Raw genomic sequence first — 22,996 nt, 5'->3', positions numbered from 1 at the left:
CTCGGAAGACAAAACATACGCCGGAGTGAGTTGGTCGGTAAGAAAGCCCCGCCCACCATCTGCTCCGCAGATGGTCCCCCCTCCCCGCAAGCAGGGAGGGCGAAGAAGGCTTGGACTGTTCACTATCGTCCTTAGACGCGTAGCGGCATCAGCACGTACTGGACGCCATTGTCCGACGGGTCGAGCACCAGGGTCGGCGACGAGGCATCCGAGAAGCGCAGTTCGACCATATCGCCGCCGATCTGGCCCATGACGTCCAGGATGTAACGGGCATTGAAGCCGATATCGAGCGACTCGTTATCATAATCGATCTCGGCTTCTTCGACGGCCTGGCCGGCTTCGATATTGCGTACGGACAGGGTCAGGCGGCCGGTTTCGATCGCCATCTTCACCGAGCGCGACTTTTCTGCCGAGATGGTCGAGACCCGGTCGACAGCCTTGGCCAGCACGCCGGTATCGACCAGCATGACCTTGTCGTTGCCGCGCGGAATGACGCGGCCGTAGTCCGGGAACGAGCCATCGATGATCTTCGACGTCAGCGAGGCATTGCCGAACTGGAAGCGGATCTTGGCCGGGCTGACCGTCAGGTCGACATAACCTGTGCCATCGTCGAGCAGGCGGCGCGCCTGGTCGACGGTCTTGCGCGGGACGATGATGCCGGCGCCGCCCATGGCGCCTTCGGGCGCGGGCATTTCGGCCAGGGCCAGACGGTGACCATCGGTTGCCACGGCGCGCAGGTAGCTTGAGCCTTCCTCGGCCAGCGTGTGCAGGTACATGCCATTGAGGTAGTAGCGGGTTTCTTCGGTCGAGACGGCAAAGCGCGTCTTGTCGATCAGGCGTTTCAGGTCGTCGCGCAGGATCTGGTAGGTGACGCCTTCGTGGTCGCTCGACATGATCGGGAAATCGCCGGCCGGCAGGACCGGGAGGGCGAAGCGCGAACGGCCGGCCGAAACGGCCAGGCGGGGATCGTCACCGGCGGCGTAGCGCAGTTCGACGTCGGCGCCTTCGGGCAGCTTGCGGACGATTTCGTAGAGGGTATGAGCGGGGGCTGTGATCTGGCCTGGCACCTGGACGGTGGCGTCAGCCGTATCGACGATTTCCATGTCGAGATCGGTGGCGGAAAACGACACCGTGCCGCGTTCGGCTGACAACAGAACGTTCGAGAGTATGGGGATGGTGTTGCGGCGTTCGACGACGCTTTGGACATGGCCCAGCGCTTTCAATAGCGCACCACGTTCGATCGTGAATTGCATCTCTACGGAGTCCTGTTTTGCTCGATTCGCCCGAGGGTATTCTGCCGTCGGGGGGCGGACATTAAGGCATTACGGGCAAAGATCAAGAACGACTAATGGGGTTCGGGGCCCGTGGCCCCAAGCCTTTTTCACTTCCTTTGGCTTCTGGCCCCTTCAGGGCCAAAAAGCCAAAGGAAATTAAAGATTGTGGGGTCAAGACCCCACGCCCCACTAGTTGCTCCTGAGCTTGCGCGTCAACGCCTCAACATCGCGCGCGATCTGGTCATCCGACGTCAGCAGCTCTTCGACCTTCTTCACAGCATGCAGAACCGTCGTGTGGTCACGGCCACCGAAACGGCGACCGATATCCGGGTAGGAACGCGTCGTATGCTGCTTGCACAGCCACATGGCCACCTGACGCGGACGCGCCACGCTGCGGGTCCGGCGCTCCGACAGAAGGTCCGCCTGCTTCAGACCGAAATGATCAGCCGTCAGCTTTTGAATCTCATCAACGGTTACGCGGCGCTCCACCGACACCTTCAGGTTCGGTTGCAGCAAGGCCATAGCTTCTTCCAAAGTCAAACTCCCAAGTCTAGGGCCGGCGGACGCCACCAGGGTATTGACCGCGCCTTCAAGCTCACGGATCGACCCCGGCACACGCTCGGCCAGAAATTGCATTACATCCCCCCTGGGATTTTGTCCGGACGCCTGGCCTCTTTGGGCCAGTTGCGCCAGCTTACGTTCGATGATGCCGATACGTAAGGATTGGTCGGCGACGTCCAGTGCGCACACGAGGCCCGACGACAGGTGCGACCGCAGGCGCGCCTCGATCTCGGTCAGCTGCGACGGCGGACGGTCGGCCGTGAAGACCACGCGACGATTGTTCTCGATCAGCGAGGTCAGGGTGTGGAACAGCTCTTCCTGCGACGACGTCTTGCCGCCGATAAAGTGGACATCGTCCACCAGCAGCAGGTCGGCGCTGCGGATCTCGTCCTTGAATGCTGAGGTCGACTTGTCCATCAGCGCCTTGACGAAGGTCGAGGTAAACTTCTCGGCCGTCAGATAGACGATGCGGGCGTCGGGACGGCGCGCATGCGCTTCCCAGCCGATGGCGTTCAGAAGGTGGGTCTTGCCGTAGCCGTAAGGGCCGTGAAAAAACACCGGATTGAAGTGCCCGTCCGCCCATGACGCCACCTGGCGCGACATGGTATAGGCAAATTCATTGCCACGGCCAGACACAAAACTTTCAAAGGTCAGGCGATCCTGCAGACCGTTGATACGCGATACCGGTGTCGTCACCACGGATTGGATGTTCTGGACAATGCCCGGCATCTGAATGGCTGCGCTGGCGGCCTGAGCCCCGATTGCCTGAACATTGCTGACCGGCGCAGGGGCAGGCTCCTGCCCTGTGGCGCGCGCCTGATCTTCGTATTCGACGCGCGATTTGACGTCGAGAATTCTTGCGTCCGGATCGTGCTGGGACCACAGCTCCTGCGCGCGGCGAATGGCATTGCGCGAAATCCAGTCGCGCGCATAGGCCGTTGGCGTCACCAGAACCGGATCGCCATAAAGGCCGGGTCTCACGCTCGAAGGCGCGACGTAGGAATTATAAGCGCCCTCACCCAATTCACGGCGAAGAACAGGCGCTACTTTGGACCATACCATCTCAGGTAGGATCGGCGACCAGCTTGTCATGCTTGGCATTTTTTTATCGCCCCAACCATTTGCCCAATACCCTGTACTCTACACATACCTAAACCTCCCTGCCGGTCAGGAATTCTCCTGAACGTCAGCCGCTTTTTTAGCCCCCGCGCAAACCCTAGCCCAGGCCTTGGGCGCAAGCTTCGGATGTCGGCCCTTGCAAGGGCATTCATCCTGGCCTTCGCACGCCGGAGCTTCTGCCCAGACGCCACGACGGCCAAACTCTGTAAATGCAACCCAGGTCGTTCATCCTGGGCGCTTAATCCCCTTTTCTTCGCCCAACGGGCGAACCTAACTCAGCGTAACAGCCATCCCGGCGCTCGAGAGGTCAACAACCTCACCAGCGGTGGACTTAAGGACGAAAGTGGCCAGACCGGCCAGATGCATCCCAAAAAAAGGCTGAAGCCTCCCAGCGTGCGCAGTCTGTGCGGACGCCTCCTGAATTCATCCGTATTGTGATGAAACCCAGTGAGGCACTGTCCTCAAATTAGCCACCTTGGAGCCAGCGTCAATCCCGTTATTTTCGTCCCAGCGCTGATAAATATGTTGACTCTCACAACCTCTTCGCTGGCAACGGGAATTAATCAATTTTTAGTCTTTAATTAACCATTTTGTGAACGGACACAAAGACGCTTACGAGCCATTTATTTAAATAAAATAATGACTTACGTAAAAATTACCTCGAATGCCACGTGTGGCATTTCAAGCGAATTCGGGCAAAAAAAAGGCAATGCGGCATGGCATTGCCTCCGGCGAACCGGATATCGGACAAACAAAAAGGGCTGGAATTAACCAGCCCTATTGCTGCGTATCGATGGATTAGGCGGTCGCCAGCTTCTTCAGCTGAGCAGCCAGGCGCGACACCTTGCGCGAGCCCGTGTTCTTGTGGACCACGCCCTTGGAAACGGCGCGCATAAGTTCGGACTGCGCCTCGACAAAGGCCGACTTGGCGATCGAGGCATCACCGGCAGCGATCGCTTCTTCAAACTTGCGCAGGAAGGTACGGACGCGCGAACGACGCGCCTTGTTGACTTCGGTACGACGAGCGATCTTGCGGATTGCCTTGCGGGCGCCGGGGTTATTGGCCATTCATCACCTGACTGGACGAGAAGATTGTAACAAAAAGGCCCGGACTGGTCTCAGCCAGAGCGCTAAATTCAAGGCGGCGGGATATAACTGATAGACTCCCCCCGGTCAACGGCCGGACTGCGCTTTTCGCACCCACAGCGTAAAATTTATGCACAGGGCTTGAGAATCCAACAGGTCAGACCAGATTTGCGGCGATCAGGCTATGCGCTGTCGCCCGGACGGCGTCCAGCGCCGGCTGGGGTTGCCAGCCCAGGTCACTGCATGCCTTGGCCGTCGAACAGGGCGTGTAAAGCCCAAGCTCGGTGGCCGTACGCGATGCCTTGCGATCGAACAAAGCGCCTAACCGCACGGCGATATCCGACAGGTCATGCGTTGGCACCTTGTCCGCGTGGTCGCTGAACTCCCCGCGCAGGACCTCGGCAACGTCGCGCAGCCACAGGAAGCCGGCCGTGCACAGGTAGCGGTTGCCGATGCTCAGGTCATTGGTCAGCGCCCGCTCATGCAATTCGGCGACATCGCGGACATCAACGCCTTCGAAGCCGACGCGCGGCAGGCCGCCGTTATATTCGCCCACCAACAGATCGCGCACGATGTTCGAGCTGAAGGCGACGTCCTCACCCAGCAGCGGCCCGAAGACCTCGCCCGGATTGATGGTGGTGATCTCCATCTCAGGGTAATCCATGGCGAAGTCCCACACGGCCAGCTCGGCGCGCGTCATGGCCTCGTGATGGGTCGAGACGTGGCCGTTGTGCAGATTGGACCAGTCACTTTCGCTGAACGGGTCGATCCGCGTCTTGGAGCCATGGCCATAGACGACAGCGGCGACCGACGAGGTGACGATTACACGCGTCACGCCGGCATCGCGCGCGGCCTTGAGGACCCTGAGCACGCTTTCCAGCGCCGGCCGCACCGGATTGAGCCAGTCGGGGATGTCATCATAGGAAGCCAGGTAGAAGACAGCGTCGACGCTGTTCATGGCATCTGCCCAGCCCGCCGACGACATCGGGTCGGCTGCGACAAACGACAGGGTCTTTGCGGGTGCGTAAGGCGCCAGCGTCTCTTTCAGGGCCTCTGAGCGGTCGAGGTCGCGCAGGGCGCCACGTACGCCGTAGCCCTTGCCAAGCAGATTAACGATCAACTGACGAGCGATAAAACCGTCAGCCCCTGTCACCAGTACCGTGCGGTTAGCCATTCACGATCCCCGTTGCCCTGTCCCAGAGCCTTCCGGAACACTATAGGCCGAAAAAACGCGGTTATCAAATTTGTGGTTAATCCTTTGTTAACGCGGTGTTTTTCATCTCCATCATATTTGGCATACTCCGCAATAAAAAGTCGATCGTCCTTGATGGACCTTGCGCGCGATCGTACCGCCGTCGTCACGCGGGCACGGCTTACCCTTGCGGTCGTACACGCAGAAGCGGTGCTGGAAGTAGCCAAGCTCACCCGATGCGGCGGCGAAATCGCTGATCGATGAACCGCCGGACGCAATGGCGTCGCTGAGCACCGTCTTGATGGCATCGGTCAGGGCCCCGGCTTCTTTTGGCTTCAGGTCTGCCGCCTTGCGGTCGGGACTCAACCGGGCGCGCCACAGGGCTTCGCAGACATAGATGTTGCCCAGGCCGGCAATGCCCGCCTGGGCCATCAGCAGCGCCTTGAGGTTCACGCCGCGGCCCTTGGCCTTCGACAGCAGGTAATCGGCATTGAGGTCGTCCGACAGCGGCTCGACGCCGAGGCCGGCGTACCATTTGGAAGCGTAAAGCTCCGCCGGGCTCATCAACAGCATGAAGCCGAACCGGCGCGGGTCGTAGAAATCGATGCGCGCCTTTTTGCCATCCGGTTGTGTGGCGACGGTCTGGAAGTGCAGGTGTTTTTCAGCGGGAGTGACCTGGTGGTAGTAGGCGCCCAGGCCGTCGTCGCTGTCGTCGATCTGGAACCGGCCAGTCATGCCCAGATGTGTCACCCAGACCTCCTGGGTGTCCATATAGGCCAGCAGGTACTTGGCCCGCCGCTCAAGGCGCACCACCGTGGCACCATTCAGCCGGTCCGTGAAGCGCTCCGGAAACGGGTAGCGCAGATTGGCGCGGTTCAGCCGGGTGTCCGAGAGTTTGGCGCTGGTAAGATAGGGGTCGAGCCCACGCCGGACGGTTTCGACTTCGGGAAGTTCGGGCATCGGGTGTTCCGTGGGGTTAAGGCTCGCAGGAGGCCCAAGAAACGTTCTTTGGCTCCTGCACCTCGATACTCGATAGCGATTACTTGTCTCAATAACAAATAGCCGGGCCTTTAAGGGGCCCGGCTATTTGTTATTGAAATGATTAAACACCGTCGCGTTACGGGGTGCAGGGGTCCGCGCCCCCTGCAAATCCTTTAAGCCACCCGGATCAACCGACGGCTGACATCCCCCAGATCGGCGTACCACTGCGCCGGATCCAGCGCGATATCATCATTCAGCGCCATGGCGTCCCAGTTCAGCTTCGGCGCCTTGCGCTCCGATGCCGCGATAATCGCGCGCAGCTCTGCGGCCGAAGTCACACCGACCACAACCGTCGATACCCCGCTCAGGTTCAATGCAAAACTCAAGGCCGCGTGCAGCGGATCGGCGCCCTGCTCCATCATGATCCGGCGGACCTTCGACAGGTGCGGACCGATGGCCACCAGATTGCCCGGCAGCGACTCGCGCGGCAGGAACAGCAGACCTTGCAGGAAGACCGAGCGAATCTGAACCTCGATGCCCATCTCGGCCATGGCGTTGATATCGCCATTGTGCACCAGGCGCTGATCGAGGATCGAACATGGCACCTGGACGACATCGGGCTTGAAACGGCGGGCCAGCAGCAGCGGCTGGTCCTTGTAGGTCGCGGAAATCCCGATCTTGTTGATCAGCCCTTCGGCCTTCAGCTTTTCGAGACGCTCCCACAGGGCGTCGCCTTCGGGCCCCGTCAGATCTTCAGCGGAATCGACCAGGGCCGAATGCACCCGTACCAGCCCCATATGATCGACGGAGCGGCGCAGACGCGACTCTAGCCAGTCGAGACCTTTTTCCAGACGCAAGGTCCGGACCTGCGGTTTGAAAGGCGATGGAAATGGCCAGCAGCGGCCCAGAATCCGTTCGATATCGCCATCATAATGGGCGGCGTCGATGTGCTTGATCTTGCAGTCGCCGGCCAGGCTCAGGATCTGACGCACCTCTTCCTCGCCCACACGACCGCGTGTGTTCGAGATGCCGTAATCACGGCCGAACTGTGCTGTACCAAGACCTAAAGTCGCAACCATACGGGGCGTAGCCTTAACCGAAAACCTTAACCATAAGGTGGCTTCAGTTTGGCGGGTAAGTCTTAACGAACCTCTGACGGGAAATAAAAAACCGGTGTGGCGGCGCGTTAATTTTTATTAAAATGCTGTTAGGAATAGTAAACGCTTGACCGGAAAAGAAGCCTTTTACCCCACCGTACCGCCGGTGCGAAGTGCATAATCCTGCCAAAGTGTGGATAAGTCTTTAAGACATTGAGAGTCGCGATATTTAGTCGAAACAACGTTCGGCGCAGCTAAAACCTCTGCACACTTTTCGACATATCGCTTTAGATTCCAAACAGCGTCTCGCGCTCTTCCACACTTCCGACGCTGATCCCTAAGTCATTCACAAGGCCAGTGCTCAGCTCATAGACCCAGCCATGGATCGTCAGGGACTGGCCCGACCGCCACGCTCCCACCGTGATCGGGTTGGTAGAGACATTGCGCACCTGCGCCGTCACGTTCAACTCGCACAAGCGATCGACCTTGGCCGACAGGCTGGGACAGGCATCCAGCTCATGTTTATGCGTATGAGCGACATCGCGGATCGGCGTCAGCCAGTGATCGATCAGCCCGTGATCCTCCGACTCGATCGCCGTGCGCACACCGCCACAGCCATAATGGCCTACGACCAGCACGTGCTTCACCTTAAGGACGTGAACGGCATACTGCAGTGTGCTGAGATAGTTGGCATCCTGCGGCGGCGCCAGGTTGGCGACATTGCGGTGAACGAACATCTCGCCGGGATCAAGATTGACGATTTCATTCGCCGGCACGCGGCTGTCGGCGCAACCGATCCAGAAATATTCCGGTGATTGCTGCCGGACCAGGCGTTTGAAGAAATCGGGATCGACCTGGGTCTTTTCCCGTGCCCAACGGCGATTGTTCTCGATCAGGTCGTCCAGCATGTCCAACTCCGCACAAAACGCGGCGTCTTATGGACCGGCGGCCCCTGCCAATCAAGTCTTATGTGGCAAGCTCTCCAGATGGCAAGCCCTCAGATCGAATGCGTATCCTTGGCAGGGTCAGTCTTGCCGCCCAGCAGCTTGGTCACCTGGCCATGAACACAGCCGACAGCGCCATCAATGGCCCGGCCGGCCGCTTCGAACGAGCCGTAACGGACCAGCAGTACCAGCACGATGACGCCCAGCAGCGCCAGCAGCGCCTCGAATACGGTGATCAGCAGGTGCACGGGGCGGACGCGATTGACCCTGGCGTAGGTGCTCAGCCCTTCAGGCGCACGAACCGGTTCGGAAAACTTCATGACAACCCCCTGGAGCGATGCGCCGCCACATAGTTTAATGTCAACGGCCGGCCATCTTCGGCGTGACTATCGCCATAAAACGATTTTAGCACAACGCTTTCCAGCGCTTTACGCCTAAAACGCGATATTTACCACCGGCACTTCGCTTTATTGTTGATTTGTTCACAAATGCACGTCAAATTGAAAACGATTGCATGATTCGGGTTGTATCCCCCTCACCACCCTCGAATGCAGTCTGGCTTGTTCTGCCGCTCTCCATCCATTGATTGTCCAGGATGGAGGGCGGCCTTTTTCTCCCCCTCTCCTTTCCCCCGAAACCATCAAGAACCTTGTCAATTGGCTGCCTTTGGGTCAAATGCCGTAACAGGGTAATGCCTGAATACAGGCAAGGCAGAACAGGGAACCAGCTTATGGCTGATAAGGAAAAGGGCGCGGATAGCGGCCTCAGGACCATTGTGGCGGCATCGGCCGCCGGCACGACCTTCGAATGGTACGATTTCTTTATCTTCGGCGCCCTGACCAGCATCATTGCCCAGAACTTCTATGCAGGCGTGTCCGGCACGCTTGGCACCATCCTGACGCTCCTGACCTTTGCCGTCGGCTTCATTGCCCGCCCGGTCGGCGCGCTTGTCTTTGGCCATATCGGCGACAAGAAGGGCCGCAAGGGCACCTTCCTGTGGACCATACTGGTCATGGGTATCGCCACTATCCTGATCGGGTGTCTGCCGACCTATGCCCAGGCCGGACCGCTGGCCCCTATCCTGCTGGTTGCCCTGCGCGTCGTTCAGGGCTTTGCGCTGGGCGGTGAATATGGTGGCGCGGCCATCTATGTCGCCGAGCATGCCCCGCCCGACAAGCGCGGCGGCTATACCAGCTGGATTCAGTCCAGTGCCGCTTTCGGCCTGATCGCCGCCCTGGCCGTCATCCTGGTCACGCGCAAGAGCATCGGCGAGCCCGCCTTTGCTGACTGGGGCTGGCGCATTCCCTTCCTTATCTCGACAGGCCTTTTGATCGTCAGCGTCTATATCCGCGCCAAGACGGCCGAAAGCCCGGCCTTCAAGGCGCTGCACGACCAGGGCCAGATCGCCAAGTCGCCCCTGTCGGAAATATTCACGAAGTGGTCGAACCTGAAAGGCATGCTGATTGCGCTCTTCGGCTTCATGACCGCCCAGGGTGTCGTCTGGTACACCAGCTTCTTCTATACCCAGGTCTTCCTGGAAAAGATGGTTCGCCTCGATCCTTCGCAAAAGGACACGCTGATCATCGGCATGACCCTGGTGTCGGCGCCCCTCTATATCCTGTTTGCCCGCCTGTCGGACAAGTTGGGCCGCAAGCCGGTGATGATCTTCGGTATTGCCCTGGCTTGCCTGACCTTCTTCCCAGGCTTCCAGGCCTTGCTCAAATTCGGCAATCCCGATCTCGATGCCGCCTATCGCACGGCGCCAGTGCATATTGTCGCCGACCCGGCGCAATGCACTTTCCAGTTTGACCTGACCGGCACGGCGCAATTCACCACCGCCTGTGACCTGGCCAAGAGCGTCGTGTCCAATGTCGGCGTTCCCTACGAAAGCCAGGCGGCCGCAGCCGGCACGGCGACGGCTGTCGTCGAAATCGGCGGCCAGCGCATCGCGATCGACTCTGGCGCAGGCCAGGACAAGGCTGGCGTCAAGGCGTTGCGCGCCAAGGCGACCACCGAGATCAAGGCGGCACTCACGGCCGCCGGCTACCCCGAAAAAGCCGATCCGAAAAAGGCCAATCTGTGGGCCATGTTCGCCGTACTGTGCGTCTTCGCTTTTGCCGCCACTGCGCTTTATGGCCCAATGGCCTCGGCCCTGGTCGAGATGTTCCCGACCCGCGTGCGCTATACGGCCATGAGCCTGCCGTACAATATCGGCACCGGCTGGTTCGGCGGACTGCAACCGGCCCTGAGCTTCGCCATGGTCGCCGGCGCCGGCAATATCTATTATGGCCTGTGGTATCCGGTCATCACCGGCGCCCTGGCAGTCGTGGTGGCGCTGATCTTCATGAAAGAAACCAAGGGCCGCGACCTGCATACGGTGGAGTGACGATGTTGAAATTCGCCTTTGTCTCAGCACTTGTGTTGCTGGCCTTGCCAGCGGCGGCCGAGCCCATACAGTGGCCGGCCGGCAAAAAGGCCGCCATCGTCCTGACTTATGACGACACCATGACGTCACAACTGGACAATGCGCTCCCACAGCTCGACGAAGCAGGCCTGAAAGGCACCTTCTTTCTGAATATGAAGGCCCCCACGGATCTTCTGCGCTGGCGGGCCGTCAGTCAGAACGGTCATGAGCTAGGCAATCACACCGAAACCCACCCCTGCCCGCTGGCCATCCTGCCCGGACGGCAAAACGCCACCGACACCTATACGCAACAGCGGATTCTCGGCGAAATTGCCACAATGAACAGCGCGCTGAATGCCATCGACGGTAAAAAGCCGCGCAACCTGGCCTATCCTTGCGCCCAGACGCTTGTCGGCGGTCAGGACTACCGGGATGCCCTGCGGCGTTCAGGTCTGGTGAAGTACGCCCGTAATGGCGGCGATCTGGACGCTTCCATCATCACGGATGCCGCCGCGATCGACCCACTCAACATCCCCGCCTCCGGCTCGACTGACAGCGCCGAGCTGATCGCCCATGTCAAGCGCGTCGAGGATGCCGGCGGCCTGAGCATTCTGGTGTTCCACGGCGTCGGCGGCGAATACCTGTCCGTGTCCGCCGAAGCGCATCAGGAACTGGTCGACTATCTGCGCAGCGACCCGGATATCTGGGTCGGGACATTTCAGGACGTGATGGATTACGTCGTCACGCACTGAAGCTTATTTGCCGGAGGGTTTGTAGTCCTTCCACAGCCACTCCAGCGCATTGGGCAGGGTCTGTTGCTTGACGGCACGGTCGCCATGACCGGCATTGCGCGCGAAGACGAACTGATAGCGATAGCCCTTGGCGGCCAGCACCTTCGCCATGTTTTCGTTGGCGGCCACCCAGTCGTGCATGTCGTCGCGCATGACATTCGGATTCAGGAAGTCGCGGTCACCGACCTCGAGCCACAGCCGGATCGGCTTGACCGGGGAATTAGGGATCAGGGTTTCATGGAAGCCCCAGGCGCCGTGCGGCGTCTTCGGATCGTACGGCCATTGCTGGTTGATGAAGGTCCCCGAATAGGTCAGTACGCGGTGATAGAGGTCATTGCGATACCAGGCCATGATCAGGGCTGCGGAACCGCCCGAGCTGGTGCCCATGGTCGCCCGGCCGTCAGGATCACGTGTCAGCCGCACATTGTACTGCTTTTCGACAAGCGGCAGCACTTCGGTCTCGACAAACTCGGCGTACAGCCCCGACATGGTGTCGTATTCCAGCCCGCGCTGGCTGCCCTGGGCGTCGCCGCTGCCATTGCCGATTGAAATAGCGATCATCGCCGGCACGCGTTTTTGCGCGATCAGGCTGTCGAGCGCCGTGAACAGGAGCATGTCAGGGCCATCCGCACCGACAATGAAGGGCGCTGGTGTGCCCGGCACATACTGTTTCGGCACGTAGACCGTGACCTTGCGCGTATAGGGCGCCGGGCGGCTGGTCGTGACGATCAGTTTTGCCGGATCTGTCGGGTCGACCGTGCCGAACGTATCGGCGTCCCGGGCTATGCCGGGATAAATCCTGCTGTCCGCCGAGCTCATCGTAAAGGTATGGATTGTGCCCTGCAGCGCATCCGCCGAGACCATCATTTCCGGCGCGGGCGTGTGGGTGGGGCCAATAATGAAGTTGCCATTCTTGTCGGCAGGCTGAGCCATGCCATCCGGCAACTCGGTCGCCGTGACAAAGTCCGGCGCCAACGGGTCCCGCACCGGCACCGGCGGTCTTTCCGGCACCGCATAGGCCGATCCAGACGTCAGCAGCACAGACAGGCTGGCCGCAAGCCAATATCGCAATCTCATCTGTTGTCCCCGTCGAAAGCGTCTTGCCGCGCGTGTGTCGGTGGAGGCTACGACCGCCCAGCGACAGGGTCAACCGGCGATATCGGCGTTACTCCGGTCGGGCGCCGTCGATCGCCACGATCCGGACCCGGCTGCGATCCCTCTGGCCCAGCGCATCCACCACGGTTAGGTCGTAGAAGCCCTCCGCTGCTGGCGCCCAGCTGAATTCGCCATTGGCGTCTTCCAGGACCGGCTTGCCGTCAACATACCAGTTAACCGGCCTTTGTCCGTGCGCCGACAGTTTCAGCGGCCGCGCCAGTTTCAAGCCTGATTGTCCGCCGCCTATGCGCTCGACATAGACGGTGGCGCCCTTGGGCGGAAACAGGATCGAAGCCTTGGTGTCCTGGGAATCCAACACCCTGAGCGCCTGCGGAGCGCCGTTTGGCGTCAGCGCCTTCGGCAATTGCGACGGCGTATAGATCTGGTCGAAGACGTCGAACAAAAGCGGCGCTGCGGCTTCGCGGCCGGTCTGGTCGGCGCGTGCGCCGCCATCCGGCCGTCCGGTCCACACCATGACCACGTAACCCCCGGCGACACCCACCGCCAATGCGTCGCGGAAACCGTAGGAGGTGCCGGTCTTGAAGGCCGGACGATTGCCGGCGCGCATCAACGGTCCCGGCAGGCGCCCTGCCGGTGGCGGTGTTTCGCGCAGGATGTCGATCACCTTGTCGGCGGCTTCGGCACGCATCAGCCGGCTACCGCCGTCACGCGCGCGGCTGCGCTCCTCAGCCAGGGTATAGGCCAGTGGCTTGGCAACGCCGTGATCGCCAAGCGCCGTATACAATAGCGCCAGATCGTCGAGCCGGATGCCGTTGCCACCCAGCGCCAGGGCCAGGCCCGCCTGCTTCAGCCGCGACTTCGGCCGCACCAGCTTGACGCCCGCCGCCTCCAGCCGCCCCTCGAAGGCTTCCGGCCCGACGCGATTGAGCACGGCCACAGCCGGGACATTCAACGAATTGATCAGCGCTTCCTTGACCGACACCTCGCCGTGGAAGACGCGCTCGAAATCCTCAGGCTGATAGTCGCCAAAGCGCGTCGGCACGTCCATCAGCCGCGTGTCGGGTGCAATAACGCCGTCCTCGAAGCCGAAGCCATAGACAAAGGGTTTCAGCGCCGAGCCCGGCGACCGCAAAGCGCGCGTCATGTCCACCCAGCCGCCCGGCCGATCCAGACCGCCTGAGCCGACGCTGGCGCGCACGCCGCGCGTCTTGATATCGACGACCAGAATGGCCACGGAACTGCTTGGCCCTTGTTGCCGTGCCGTCGCTGCCGCCATCAGTTCCAGCCGCTTTTGCAGGTCGGCGTCGATCGTCGTCAGTACAGTCGGTTGCAAGCCCCTGGCGTCGTGTGCCAATCGTCCGGCGGCGTGCCAGGCCACGGCTGGAAAGGCAAAACGCCGCGCGGGCAGAGGTTCGTTGATCGCTTCGTCGATCAGGGCGCTACCGGCGGCATTGGCGCGTTCCAGGCGGCGCAGGACGTCGTCGCGGCCATTGCGTGCGGCTTGCGGGCGCCGATCGGGGCGGCGCGCTTCGGGCGCTTGCGGAAGCGAAATAAGGAGGGCCTGCTCGCCGAGCGTCAGGCTTTCCGGCTCATGCCCAAAATAGCTCAGCGAAGCGGCACGCACACCTTCGAGATTGCCGCCGTACGGCGCCAGCGACAGGTAGATCGACAAAATTTCGCGCTTTGAATAGCGAAGTTCCAGTTGCAGGGCGCGCAAGGCTTCCAGCGCCTTGTTGCCGTAGTCGCGCGGATGCGGCGACAACAGGCGCGCCGTCTGCATGGTGATCGTTGAGCCACCAGAAACGATATTGCCGGCGTGGATGTTCGACAAAAGCGCGCGGACCACCGCCGCACCGTCGACGCCGGGATGCAGATGAAAGCGCTCATCCTCGACCCTCAGCAGGTTGTGGACAAAGGCCGGATCGGTACGATCGAGGTCGGCCCGGATACGCCAGCGCCCGTCTTCGACCGGCAGGGCCCTGAGCCACGCGCCATTACGGTCGAGCGCCACGGCCGACGCCTCTTTGGCCCGTGTCATATCCGGCGGCAGGACGAGGTTGACGGCAGCCAGCACGACTTGCGCCGCCAAGACCCCGATCAGGGTTTTGACGAGTGGTGCGATATATTTGTCCGGCTGGAATTTCACAGGCAGGACCGTCTCGTTTTTTGGTCGTTCGTGTCAAGGTCGCAATTTAGCCCCCTCTCCCCGTTTACGGGGAGAGGGTTGGGGTGAGGGGCATTTTGAACAAAGTTGCGCTTGCGGAAATAGTTTGCCCCTCATCCGGTCCTTCGGACCACCTTCTCCCCGCAAACAGGGAGAAGGATGTATTTAACCGCCATTAACCATTTAAATACCTGATTTGGTGCAGTGTGCGGCCATGGCTACAGAGATTCGTCCGTCCCTCGCCCAACTGCTGAACACGCCGCAAGCGGCGCCGCGCCCGGCTGCGCAAGCACCCGCGCAGCAAAACGGCTTTACGAGTGCGCTTCAGGCACAACGCGCCTTTTTCCAGCAAGTAACCGAGCCCAAGATCACGCCGGCGACCTATACGGCAGCCGATATCGCGCGTGCTGCGCCGGTTTCCAATCCGACGCCAGCCAGCGTGGACCCCAACCAGCCGCTGAGACGGCCGGGGTCTTTCCTAAATATCGTGGTCTAAAGGCGCTTTCCGAAACGCAGTTCGACGCAGTCAAAAGTGTGAAGCGGTTTTGGCTGCGTCGAACTGCGTTTCGGATAAAGAGCGCGGCAAGAGAAAGTCCTACTCAGCCACGGCCACTGGCGCGGTCACAGGGTCGCTTTCGACCTGACCACTGGCGCCTTCGGACATGGCCGGCATCGGCAGCTTCTTAATCTTCTTGGCCAGCTTCTTGCCATCGTCCTTCTTGTGACCCTTCTTGCGCGCCTTCTTTTCGGCACGGGCAACCTTCTGCGCGTCGGAATGCTCCTTACGGGCAACCGGTTCGCCGCTTAGTTCGGCTTCGCGCGCCGAGGTAATCTTGCGCAGCAGCTTGACGAAGCTGTCGCGCTTGGGTGGCGACAACAGGGCCAGGATCTTGCCGTCGGCGGCGACGACACGCGGCTCCATGTCCGCCAGAGCGGCGGCGCCGCCTTCGTCGATCTGAACCAGGTTGGCGCGGGCGTCTGTGGTGGAGCGTTCGCGCTTCAGCAGCCCCTTGGTCAGCATACGCGCGACCAGATCGGCCAGGGTCGAGCGATCGATGCCGGTCAAACGAACCAGGTCGGTCTGTGACAGGCCTTCGGTGCCGTCCAGCGCCTTCAGGACCGCGTACTGACGCTGGGTCAGCGCGCCCTCACCGGCTTCGGCATTATAGATATCGAGTGCGATTTGCAGAACGCGGTGCAAAAGGTGCGAGGGCGAATCCTCGAACAATGCACGGGTAGACGATGTATCGCCCTGTTTTGACTTCTTCATGTGACGCCCTGTCATAGCTGGGTCAAACGCGCAAAACTAAAATCTCATTTGCACCATGACAGACAAATACAACATTTTTGCGACATTTCCATCCGGGTACGGATTATTTGGCCGCCGGGCCTTCCGCTGACACCATGTTTTTCATCAGGAAAGGCAGAAGCGCTATGGAGAAAACGACCGGCCCACCGACGATCGACACCATTTTCCAGATCGTCCAAACACTATCGGTCTGGGTGCGCCAGATGAATTCGTTGATCGCTGCCATCGCGAGATAGAACAGGGCGTAATAAACAGTCAGCTTTGGCCACGCCTCCTCACGAAGGTTGAGCGCCTCACCAATAACGGCCTTCAAGGGCTGCTTCTTTAAGGCTACACCGCCCAGCAATACGCCTGCAATCAGAACATTTACGATAGTCATCTTGATCTTGATGAAAATCGGATCCTTGAAAACCACCGTGAGGATCGCAAACGGAATAGTAATGACCGCTGCGACCAGCGGAATCCAGGCAATGCGCTTCTCGAAGGCGAACCCGACAATTACCGCTATGATCGAGGTCACGGCTAAAGCGCCCGCTGCGTAAATCAAAGGCGTGGGATCAGCTCCCAGCTTCAAAACCTTTGCGGCTAAAAACGCCGCGCCAAAGGCCAGCAAAGGACCGTAATCGACCCCGGTCTTGATCCAGTTCTGCTTGGGTTGCGTCGGATTGATCGCCAGTTCCGGATCGGCCTTGAGCGCCGTCTCCATCAGCTTTTCCGTCGCCTTGTCCGTGGCTTCGGTCGCGGCGACCAATTGCTCTTCGGTCGGCTTCTCGGTCATTGACTGTCTCCAACGGGCTCTAGTCCGACCATCGAACGGGCAAAGTCGCGCGCCTTGAAATCGTGCAGGTCTTCGATGTCCTCACCGACACCGATCAGCTTGATCGGGGCGTCGGAGGCCTTGGCGATTGGGATCAGGATACCCCCTCGGGCCGTACCGTCCAGCTTGGTCATGACCAGCCCGGAGACAAACGCCTGGCGGCCGAAAATCTGCTCCTGGCTGAGCGCATTACGGCCAACCGTCGCGTCGAGCACCAGCAGGGTCTCATGCGGGGCCTCCGGATCAATCCGTTTGATCACCCGGACGATCTTGAGCAGTTCGTCCATCAGCGCCTGCTTGTTCTGCAAGCGGCCGGCGGTGTCGATCAGGACGACGTCGTAGCCTTCTTCCTTCGCCTTGGTGACCGAGTCAAAGGCGAGCCCCGCCGCATCGGCCCCCGTCTTGCGGCCCATGAAATCAGCCTTGGCGCGCTGTGCCCACACCTTCAGCTGCTCGACGGCGGCAGCACGGAAGGTGTCACCGGCGACGATCAGCACCTTGGCGCCTTTACGCGTTAGTGAGGCGGCGATCTTGCCCAGCGTCGTCGTCTTGCCCGATCCGTTCACCCCGACGAACAGGACGATATAGGGCTTGGGGCCGGAAAGGGGATCGAAAGTGCCTTCGTGGCCAACCAGTTCGTCGGCCAGGGCATCGGCCAGCACCGTGCGCACGGCCGTCGAGTCCTTGGCGGAGTTGAAACGCGCCTGCGACATTTTCTGCGCGATGGTGGCGGCGACCGCCGGACCCAGATCGCTTTCGATCAGCAGGTCTTCGAGTTCTTCCAGGTCGGCGTCATTCAGCGCCTCCTTCTGAACGAAGACCTGGGTCACCTGCTCGGTCAGGTTTTGCGAGGTCTTCGACAGACCGTCGGTCAGCCGCTGGAACCAACCTTTTTTCTTTTCTTCAGCCATGATCGGCGTTTAGCCCAGTTTGTCTAAGTTTCCAATGGCGTGCTTGCCGTCGTGCCCGGTGATGGCAATGTCGGCCAATTGTCCGGGCACTGCATGACCTTCAAACACGACCTCGGTAAAGTCGGCGGCGCGCGCGAAACCAGGCTTTTCGACAACACAGTTTAGTGTGCGGCCGGTCTGGCGGTTGAGGTGGCGGGTCAGTGCCTCCGTCCCCTTGGCGCGCAGGCGTTCGGCGCGCTCCTTAATCAGCGGACGCGGCAGTTGCGGCATCTTGGCCGCCGGGGTCTGCGGGCGCGGGCTATACGGGAAGACGTGCAGGAAGCTGAGGTCGCAGTCGTCAACCAGGGCCACGGCATTGGCGAAGTGCTCTTCGGTTTCGGTCGGGAAGCCGGCGATCATGTCGGCACCGAAGGAGATGTCCGGACGAATGGCGCGGACAGTCTCAACCAGCTTGATGGCGTCGTCGCGCAGGTGGCGGCGCTTCATGCGCTTAAGGATCAGATCGTCACCGTGTTGCAAGGACAGGTGCAGATAGGGCGCCAGGCGCTCTTCGTCGGCAAAGACACGCAGCAGGGTCTCGTCGATTTCGGCGGCATCGATGGATGACAGGCGCAAGCGCTTCAGGTCCGGCACCAGCTTGAGGATACGCGCGACCAGATGGCCCAGTTGCGGCGTGCCCGGCAGGTCCGTGCCCCACGACGTCAGGTCGACGCCGGTCAGGACGATTTCGTTATAGCCCTGCGCCACCAGCTTTTCCGTCTGGCTGATGATATCGCCGGCGGCGGCCGAGCGCGAATTGCCGCGGCCATAGGGGATGATGCAGAAGGTACAGCGGTGATCGCAGCCGTTCTGGACCTCGACAAAGGCGCGGGCGCGGTCCTTCAGGCCATCGATCAGGTGGCCCGCGGTTTCCTTGACCGAAAAGACGTTATTGACGACGACACGGGCACTGTCGGCCGTCAGTGCATAGGCGCCCTTCCTCTGCTTGTCGGCATTGCCGATGACGAAATCGACCTCGGTCATTTCGGCGAACATGCCGGGATCGGTCTGGGCCGCGCAGCCGGTGACGATCAGCTTGCGGTCGGGGTTTTCCTTGCGGGCACGGCGGATAGCCTGGCGCGCCTGGCGCACCGCTTCGCCGGTGACGGCACAGGTGTTGAAGATGATGGCGTCTTGCAGGCCGTCGTCGGCAGCGGTCTTGCGGATGACCTCGCTCTCATAGGAATTCAGGCGGCACCCGAAGGTGACCACATCTACGCTTGAAATTGGCTTACTATCGTCGCTCACAGCTCACCCGTGAACTCAAGCTCGACCGGCCCGGTCATGATGACGTGGTCGTTTTCGGCCCAGGCGATGTGCAGTGGTCCACCGTCCATGATGACGGTGCCTGAGCGTTCCGTCAGGCCACGACGCGCGGCTGCCACCAGGGTGGCGCAGGCGCCGGTGCCGCAGGCCTGGGTGATGCCGGAGCCGCGTTCCCAGACGCGCATACGGATGGTTTCGCGGTCGAGGATTTGCGCGAACTCGACGTTCACACCTTCCGGGAAGAGCGGGTGGTTTTCAATCAGCGAACCGGTGGGGGCGACATCGACCTTGGCGATATCATCGACAAAGAAGACGACGTGGGGATTGCCCATCGAGACGGCGCAGGGCGTATGATAGAGCGGATTGTCGATCGGCCCGACCTGAAGCTCCAGACGCAGCGTGTCCATCTCTTCCGACAGCGGAATGTCCTGCCAGTTCAGGCGCGGCGTGCCCATATCGACGCTAGCCGTGCCGGTTGTGTCATCGGCGCGCAGGATATTAGCCCGCGTCAACCCACCCAAGGTGTTGATCTTCAGCATCCGGTCCGGTGTGTCGCGGTTCAGCACCCAGGCGACGCAGCGCAGGGCATTGCCGCAGGTTTCGACCGTGCCACCGTCGGCATTCCACACGCGCATAAAGGCGTCGCCATCTGTGCTGTCTTCAATCGCGATGAGCTGGTCGAAACCAACGCCGGACGCGCGGTCGGACCACGCGCGGATTTGATCGGGCGCGGGAGCAAAGGCGTTCTGGCGGGCATCGACGACGATGAAGTCGTTACCGAGCCCGTTCATCTTGAGAAACGGACGGTTCATGGGGGCTATATAGTGCAAAATCGGGCTAAAGGTAGAACTTTATGACGCTTTAGCGTATCAACTATTGCGCTTCAGAGTAATTGCCATGCCAAAGACACCCAGAACATTCACACCTTCTTCCAGCCAAATCACGTTAAGCAAAGTGCAGAAGGCACACCTGAAAAGCATTGAGCGATTTGGCGACGTCTACCGCAAACTCGCCGAACTCGAAGTTCGTGAGAGTCGATGAATTAGACGAAAGCCGGCTGAAACTCGAACCGTCGAATTTTTCCGTCACGCTTGACTTACAACTCAGTTGTAAATATAACCAACTAAGTTGTAAATTTCATATGGTCGATGTCATGCAAGATATGGGTGAAAATCCTTTATCCTCTATAGAGATTATCGCTTTCCGACAAAAGCTTAACTTGTCGCGCTCTGAGCTGGCTCGCAAACTAGGCTTAACGCCTCAAGCAGTTGAAAAGTGGGAGCGTGACACAGGGATGCGAATTCCAGGTGGCTGGCGATATGCTCTATTCAATATTGCTAACGGTATGACGCCTACATACGGTGCCAGCAGGCTTTTGGAGATGCTTCGCGAAGGTCAAGATTGGCCCTACGAATTCAGGTATCAGCCCGAAACCTCATGGAGCAATTGGCTCGAGCAAGTAAGTGAAATCAACTCTTTAGCCGAAAAACATGGGATGCTGTTCTGGCAGGAAGGCCACCCACAACAATTTCCCACCACGCTTTGCCGCTTTGACTTCCTTGATGACGCTACGCGCATGCAAACAGTCGAGACCCGAAACTAATGGGGTTTGGGGTCCGCGACCCCACAAACCTTTTCTTTTCCAACATAAAAGCCCCGCCCCCTTAAAAGGGCGGGGCTTTTATGTTGGAGCAGGGAAGACTTGGGGCCGCAGGCCCCAAACCCCGTTACGTTACCGGAAATCCCCGCTTGCGCATCAAGGCATCGCGGTTCGGATCGCGGCCGCGGAACGCCCGATAGCCATCCGCCGGATCGATCGTATTGCCGACGCTCAGCACGTGTTTCTGTAGGCGATCGGCCACAGCCTTGTCGTAGAAACCGCCAGCCTCGGTAAAGGCTTCGGCGCAATCGGCCGTCAGCGTGTCCGACCAAAGATAGCTGTAATAGCCCGCCGAATAGCCATCCGACGAGAAAACGTGCGCGAACTGCGGCGAACGGTGGCGCATGACGATTTCCTTCGGCATGCCCAGCTTGGTCAGTTCCTCACGCTCGAACGTATCGGCATTGATATCGGCGCCACCGGCCAGGTGATACTTCATGTCGATCAGGGCCGACGACAGATACTCGACCGTCGCAAAGCCCTGGTTGAAGGTATCGGCCTTCTTGATCTTGTCGAGCAGAGCCTGCGGCATAGCCTCGCCGGTCTTATAGTGTGTGGCAAAGCGCGACAGCACCTCATTGGTTGGCAGCCAGTGCTCATTGAGCTGCGACGGGAACTCGACATAGTCACGCGCCACCGACGTACCCGACAACGACGGATAGGTGACGTTCGACGACAGGCCGTGGATGGCGTGGCCGAATTCGTGGAACAGCGTCGTTGCGTCATCCCAGGAAATCAGGATCGGCTCGCCCGGCGCGGCCTTTACGAAGTTGGAATTGTTCGACACCAGCGGCAGGATATCCTTGCCGTCCATGCGCTGCTGGCTGCGATAGGCATTCATCCAGGCGCCGGACCGCTTGCCCGCGCGAGCATACGGATCGAAGTAGAACAGGCCATTGGCCTTGCCATTGCGCGTCACCTTCCACACCCGCACGTCCGGATGGAAGACCGGCACGTCGGTCACAGGCGTAAATTCAAAGCCATAGATCTGGCCGGCGGCCCACATCATGCCTTCGCTGAGCTTTTCCAGCTGCATGTACGGCTTGATCTCATTCTCATCGAGGTCGTACTTCGCCTTGCGCACCTTCTCAGCGTAGAAACGATAGTCCCAAGGCTCGATCGTAATGCCGGCACCTTCCTTGTCGGCGATGGCCTGCATATCGGCCACCTCTTCCTTGACGCGCGCCACGGCCGGCGTCCACACAGCCTCCATCAGCGCCATGGCGTTTTCAGGCGTCTTGGCCATGGCGTTTTCGAGACGCCAGTGCGCGTGGGTCTCATAGCCACGCAGGCGCGCGCGCTCATAACGCAGCTTCAGGATCTTGCTGATCGTCGCATTGTTGTCCCACTGATCGCCATTGTCGCCGCGATTGACATAGGCGCGCCACACCTTCTCACGCAAAGCGCGGTTGGTGCCAAAGGTCGTCACCGGTTCCATGACCGAACGCGTATTGGCGATACCATAGGTGCCATCGGAGCGCTTGATCGACGCCTTGACGCCATCCGGTACGCCAGCCAGATCGGCCTCGCTGACGATCATCACCTGTTCTTCGTCGTGCAACAGGTTGTCGGAGAACGATTTGAACAGCAGCGACAGTTCCTGATTGATCGCCGCAACGCGCTTCTTGTCCTTGGCCGACAAGGCAGCACCGGCGCGCACGAAGCCGGTATAGTTCAGCCACAGCAGGCGGTCCTGCTCGGGCGTCAGGTTAAACTGCGCCTTGTTGTCGTAGACCGACTTCACGCGCTTGAAGAGCTTCTGGTTCTGACTGATCTCATCCGAGAACGCCGCCAGCTTCGGCTGGATGGTCTTGCCCATGGCCTGGAGTTCGGGATTATTCAGCCCGCCGCTCCAGATGCCGTATACGGTCGATACGCGACCCAGGGCCTGACCGGAGCGCTCATAGGGCACGATGGTGTTATCAAAGGTTGCGGGCGCCGTATTCGCCGTGATGGCGTTGATTTCCTGGCGCTGCGAGGCAATCGCCTGATCGAACGAAGCCTCGAACGTCTTGATGTCGACCTTGTCGAACGGCGGCACGCCACCATACGGCCCCTGCCATTCCGCTGTCAGCAAAAGCGCCGCGCCATTCTCCGCGGACACGGCCACGGCGGGGGTCAGGGCCGTCGCGGCCATCAGGGCCACAACAGTGCGGCGGTCGATAGAATTGTCGGACATCGGAACTCCGGATTTTGTCGCAAACGTTACAGGATCAGCGTTTACGGCACGGGCCAAAAAGCGTAATTGATCAAGCTAGGCGCATA

At 60.2% G+C, this 22,996-nt stretch carries 20 protein-coding genes; 4 read left to right on the top strand and 16 right to left on the bottom strand.

Features of this window, described 5'->3' with window-relative positions:
* Positions 1-131: 131 nt before the first annotated feature.
* The 8 genes from dnaN to AC1DON_RS08550 all read right to left on the bottom strand — a co-directional run bounded on the left by dnaN (position 132) and on the right by AC1DON_RS08550 (position 8,574).
* Positions 132-1,253, bottom strand: a complete 1,122-nt coding sequence (dnaN, locus tag AC1DON_RS08585; protein ID WP_476934371.1) for a DNA polymerase III subunit beta — start codon at positions 1,251-1,253, stop codon at positions 132-134.
* A gap of 210 nt (positions 1,254-1,463) precedes the next feature.
* Positions 1,464-2,927 carry a chromosomal replication initiator protein DnaA gene (dnaA, locus tag AC1DON_RS08580; protein WP_476934645.1) on the bottom strand — a complete coding sequence of 488 codons (1,464 nt, stop codon included), beginning with the start codon at positions 2,925-2,927 and terminating at the stop codon, positions 1,464-1,466.
* An 825-nt stretch (positions 2,928-3,752) separates the two neighbouring features.
* Positions 3,753-4,022 (bottom strand): 30S ribosomal protein S20, encoded by a 270-nt coding sequence (rpsT, locus tag AC1DON_RS08575; protein ID WP_476934370.1) that lies wholly within the window; start codon positions 4,020-4,022, stop codon positions 3,753-3,755.
* A gap of 175 nt (positions 4,023-4,197) precedes the next feature.
* Positions 4,198-5,214 carry an NAD-dependent epimerase/dehydratase family protein gene (locus AC1DON_RS08570; protein WP_476934369.1) on the bottom strand — a complete coding sequence of 339 codons (1,017 nt, stop codon included), beginning with the start codon at positions 5,212-5,214 and terminating at the stop codon, positions 4,198-4,200.
* 111 nt (positions 5,215-5,325) lie between these two features.
* The gene (mutM, locus tag AC1DON_RS08565) at positions 5,326-6,192 is read right to left on the bottom strand and encodes a bifunctional DNA-formamidopyrimidine glycosylase/DNA-(apurinic or apyrimidinic site) lyase (protein WP_476934368.1); all 867 of its coding nucleotides are present in this window, start codon (positions 6,190-6,192) and stop codon (positions 5,326-5,328) included.
* 194 nt (positions 6,193-6,386) lie between these two features.
* On the bottom strand, positions 6,387-7,292 hold the full coding sequence (locus AC1DON_RS08560) for an aldo/keto reductase (RefSeq protein WP_476934367.1): 906 nt from the start codon (positions 7,290-7,292) through the stop codon (positions 6,387-6,389).
* A gap of 305 nt (positions 7,293-7,597) precedes the next feature.
* On the bottom strand, positions 7,598-8,218 hold the full coding sequence (locus AC1DON_RS08555; RefSeq protein ID WP_476934366.1) for a carbonic anhydrase: 621 nt from the start codon (positions 8,216-8,218) through the stop codon (positions 7,598-7,600).
* An 89-nt stretch (positions 8,219-8,307) separates the two neighbouring features.
* Complete coding sequence (locus AC1DON_RS08550) at positions 8,308-8,574, bottom strand: hypothetical protein (protein ID WP_476934365.1); 267 nt, start codon at positions 8,572-8,574, stop codon at positions 8,308-8,310.
* Between the two features lie 410 nt (positions 8,575-8,984).
* On the opposite strand from AC1DON_RS08550, the gene AC1DON_RS08545 reads away from it, so the two are divergent.
* Together AC1DON_RS08545 and AC1DON_RS08540 are read left to right on the top strand one after the other, a co-directional pair.
* Positions 8,985-10,640, top strand: coding sequence for an MFS transporter (locus tag AC1DON_RS08545; protein WP_476934364.1), 1,656 nt, complete (start codon positions 8,985-8,987; stop codon positions 10,638-10,640).
* 2 nt (positions 10,641-10,642) lie between these two features.
* Positions 10,643-11,410 carry a polysaccharide deacetylase family protein gene (locus AC1DON_RS08540; protein ID WP_476934363.1) on the top strand — a complete coding sequence of 256 codons (768 nt, stop codon included), beginning with the start codon at positions 10,643-10,645 and terminating at the stop codon, positions 11,408-11,410.
* Between the two features lie 3 nt (positions 11,411-11,413).
* Here the strand turns inward: AC1DON_RS08540 and AC1DON_RS08535 are convergent, their stop codons facing one another.
* Both AC1DON_RS08535 and pbpC read right to left on the bottom strand, forming a co-directional pair.
* On the bottom strand, positions 11,414-12,526 hold the full coding sequence (locus AC1DON_RS08535) for an alpha/beta hydrolase (RefSeq protein WP_476934362.1): 1,113 nt from the start codon (positions 12,524-12,526) through the stop codon (positions 11,414-11,416).
* Positions 12,527-12,614: 88 nt separating this feature from the next.
* The gene (gene pbpC, locus AC1DON_RS08530) at positions 12,615-14,711 is read right to left on the bottom strand and encodes a penicillin-binding protein 1C (RefSeq protein WP_476934361.1); all 2,097 of its coding nucleotides are present in this window, start codon (positions 14,709-14,711) and stop codon (positions 12,615-12,617) included.
* A gap of 232 nt (positions 14,712-14,943) precedes the next feature.
* Between pbpC and AC1DON_RS08525 the strand changes: the two genes are divergently transcribed.
* Positions 14,944-15,225: a hypothetical protein gene (locus tag AC1DON_RS08525; protein WP_476934360.1), complete on the top strand. Its 282-nt coding sequence runs from the start codon at positions 14,944-14,946 to the stop codon at positions 15,223-15,225.
* 99 nt (positions 15,226-15,324) lie between these two features.
* On the opposite strand, the gene AC1DON_RS08520 is transcribed toward AC1DON_RS08525, so the two are convergent.
* The 5 genes from AC1DON_RS08520 to dapF all read right to left on the bottom strand — a co-directional run bounded on the left by AC1DON_RS08520 (position 15,325) and on the right by dapF (position 19,883).
* Positions 15,325-15,999: a MarR family winged helix-turn-helix transcriptional regulator gene (locus tag AC1DON_RS08520; protein ID WP_476934359.1), complete on the bottom strand. Its 675-nt coding sequence runs from the start codon at positions 15,997-15,999 to the stop codon at positions 15,325-15,327.
* Between the two features lie 103 nt (positions 16,000-16,102).
* A complete protein-coding gene (locus tag AC1DON_RS08515) occupies positions 16,103-16,816 on the bottom strand; it encodes an inner membrane-spanning protein YciB (protein ID WP_476934358.1) in 714 nt (237 codons plus the stop codon).
* Positions 16,813-17,766, bottom strand: a complete 954-nt coding sequence (gene ftsY / locus AC1DON_RS08510; protein ID WP_476934357.1) for a signal recognition particle-docking protein FtsY — start codon at positions 17,764-17,766, stop codon at positions 16,813-16,815. Before ftsY ends, AC1DON_RS08515 begins: the two co-directional genes overlap by 4 nt.
* A 9-nt stretch (positions 17,767-17,775) precedes the next feature.
* Positions 17,776-19,053 (bottom strand): tRNA (N(6)-L-threonylcarbamoyladenosine(37)-C(2))-methylthiotransferase MtaB, encoded by a 1,278-nt coding sequence (mtaB, locus tag AC1DON_RS08505; RefSeq protein WP_476934356.1) that lies wholly within the window; start codon positions 19,051-19,053, stop codon positions 17,776-17,778.
* On the bottom strand, positions 19,050-19,883 hold the full coding sequence (gene dapF, locus AC1DON_RS08500) for a diaminopimelate epimerase (RefSeq protein WP_476934355.1): 834 nt from the start codon (positions 19,881-19,883) through the stop codon (positions 19,050-19,052). Before dapF ends, mtaB begins: the two co-directional genes overlap by 4 nt.
* A gap of 215 nt (positions 19,884-20,098) precedes the next feature.
* On the opposite strand from dapF, the gene AC1DON_RS08495 reads away from it, so the two are divergent.
* Positions 20,099-20,674 (top strand): helix-turn-helix domain-containing protein, encoded by a 576-nt coding sequence (locus AC1DON_RS08495; RefSeq protein WP_476934354.1) that lies wholly within the window; start codon positions 20,099-20,101, stop codon positions 20,672-20,674.
* Positions 20,675-20,798: 124 nt separating this feature from the next.
* Here AC1DON_RS08495 and AC1DON_RS08490 read toward each other — a convergent pair whose 3' ends face one another.
* Complete coding sequence (locus AC1DON_RS08490; RefSeq protein WP_476934353.1) at positions 20,799-22,910, bottom strand: M3 family metallopeptidase; 2,112 nt, start codon at positions 22,908-22,910, stop codon at positions 20,799-20,801.
* Between the last annotated feature and the right edge of the window lie 86 nt (positions 22,911-22,996).

Source organism: Asticcacaulis sp. P4_H10, from assembly GCF_056400965.1.
Note: the sequence above shows the minus strand (reverse complement) of the source record. Positions and strands in the feature narration are given on the sequence as shown.

Bases quoted from the DNA above. Each gene is read 5' to 3' on its own strand.
- dnaN (WP_476934371.1), bottom strand. From the start codon at position 1,253: ATGCAATTCACGATCGAACGTGGTGCGCTATTGAAAGCGCTGGGCCAT.
- dnaA (WP_476934645.1), bottom strand. From the start codon at position 2,927: ATGACAAGCTGGTCGCCGATCCTACCTGAGATGGTATGGTCCAAAGTA.
- rpsT (WP_476934370.1), bottom strand. From the start codon at position 4,022: ATGGCCAATAACCCCGGCGCCCGCAAGGCAATCCGCAAGATCGCTCGT.
- AC1DON_RS08570 (WP_476934369.1), bottom strand. From the start codon at position 5,214: ATGGCTAACCGCACGGTACTGGTGACAGGGGCTGACGGTTTTATCGCT.
- mutM (WP_476934368.1), bottom strand. From the start codon at position 6,192: ATGCCCGAACTTCCCGAAGTCGAAACCGTCCGGCGTGGGCTCGACCCC.
- AC1DON_RS08560 (WP_476934367.1), bottom strand. From the start codon at position 7,292: ATGGTTGCGACTTTAGGTCTTGGTACAGCACAGTTCGGCCGTGATTAC.
- AC1DON_RS08555 (WP_476934366.1), bottom strand. From the start codon at position 8,218: ATGCTGGACGACCTGATCGAGAACAATCGCCGTTGGGCACGGGAAAAG.
- AC1DON_RS08550 (WP_476934365.1), bottom strand. From the start codon at position 8,574: ATGAAGTTTTCCGAACCGGTTCGTGCGCCTGAAGGGCTGAGCACCTAC.
- AC1DON_RS08545 (WP_476934364.1), top strand. From the start codon at position 8,985: ATGGCTGATAAGGAAAAGGGCGCGGATAGCGGCCTCAGGACCATTGTG.
- AC1DON_RS08540 (WP_476934363.1), top strand. From the start codon at position 10,643: ATGTTGAAATTCGCCTTTGTCTCAGCACTTGTGTTGCTGGCCTTGCCA.
- AC1DON_RS08535 (WP_476934362.1), bottom strand. From the start codon at position 12,526: ATGAGATTGCGATATTGGCTTGCGGCCAGCCTGTCTGTGCTGCTGACG.
- AC1DON_RS08525 (WP_476934360.1), top strand. From the start codon at position 14,944: ATGGCTACAGAGATTCGTCCGTCCCTCGCCCAACTGCTGAACACGCCG.
- AC1DON_RS08520 (WP_476934359.1), bottom strand. From the start codon at position 15,999: ATGAAGAAGTCAAAACAGGGCGATACATCGTCTACCCGTGCATTGTTC.
- AC1DON_RS08515 (WP_476934358.1), bottom strand. From the start codon at position 16,816: ATGACCGAGAAGCCGACCGAAGAGCAATTGGTCGCCGCGACCGAAGCC.
- ftsY (WP_476934357.1), bottom strand. From the start codon at position 17,766: ATGGCTGAAGAAAAGAAAAAAGGTTGGTTCCAGCGGCTGACCGACGGT.
- dapF (WP_476934355.1), bottom strand. From the start codon at position 19,883: ATGAACCGTCCGTTTCTCAAGATGAACGGGCTCGGTAACGACTTCATC.
- AC1DON_RS08490 (WP_476934353.1), bottom strand. From the start codon at position 22,910: ATGTCCGACAATTCTATCGACCGCCGCACTGTTGTGGCCCTGATGGCC.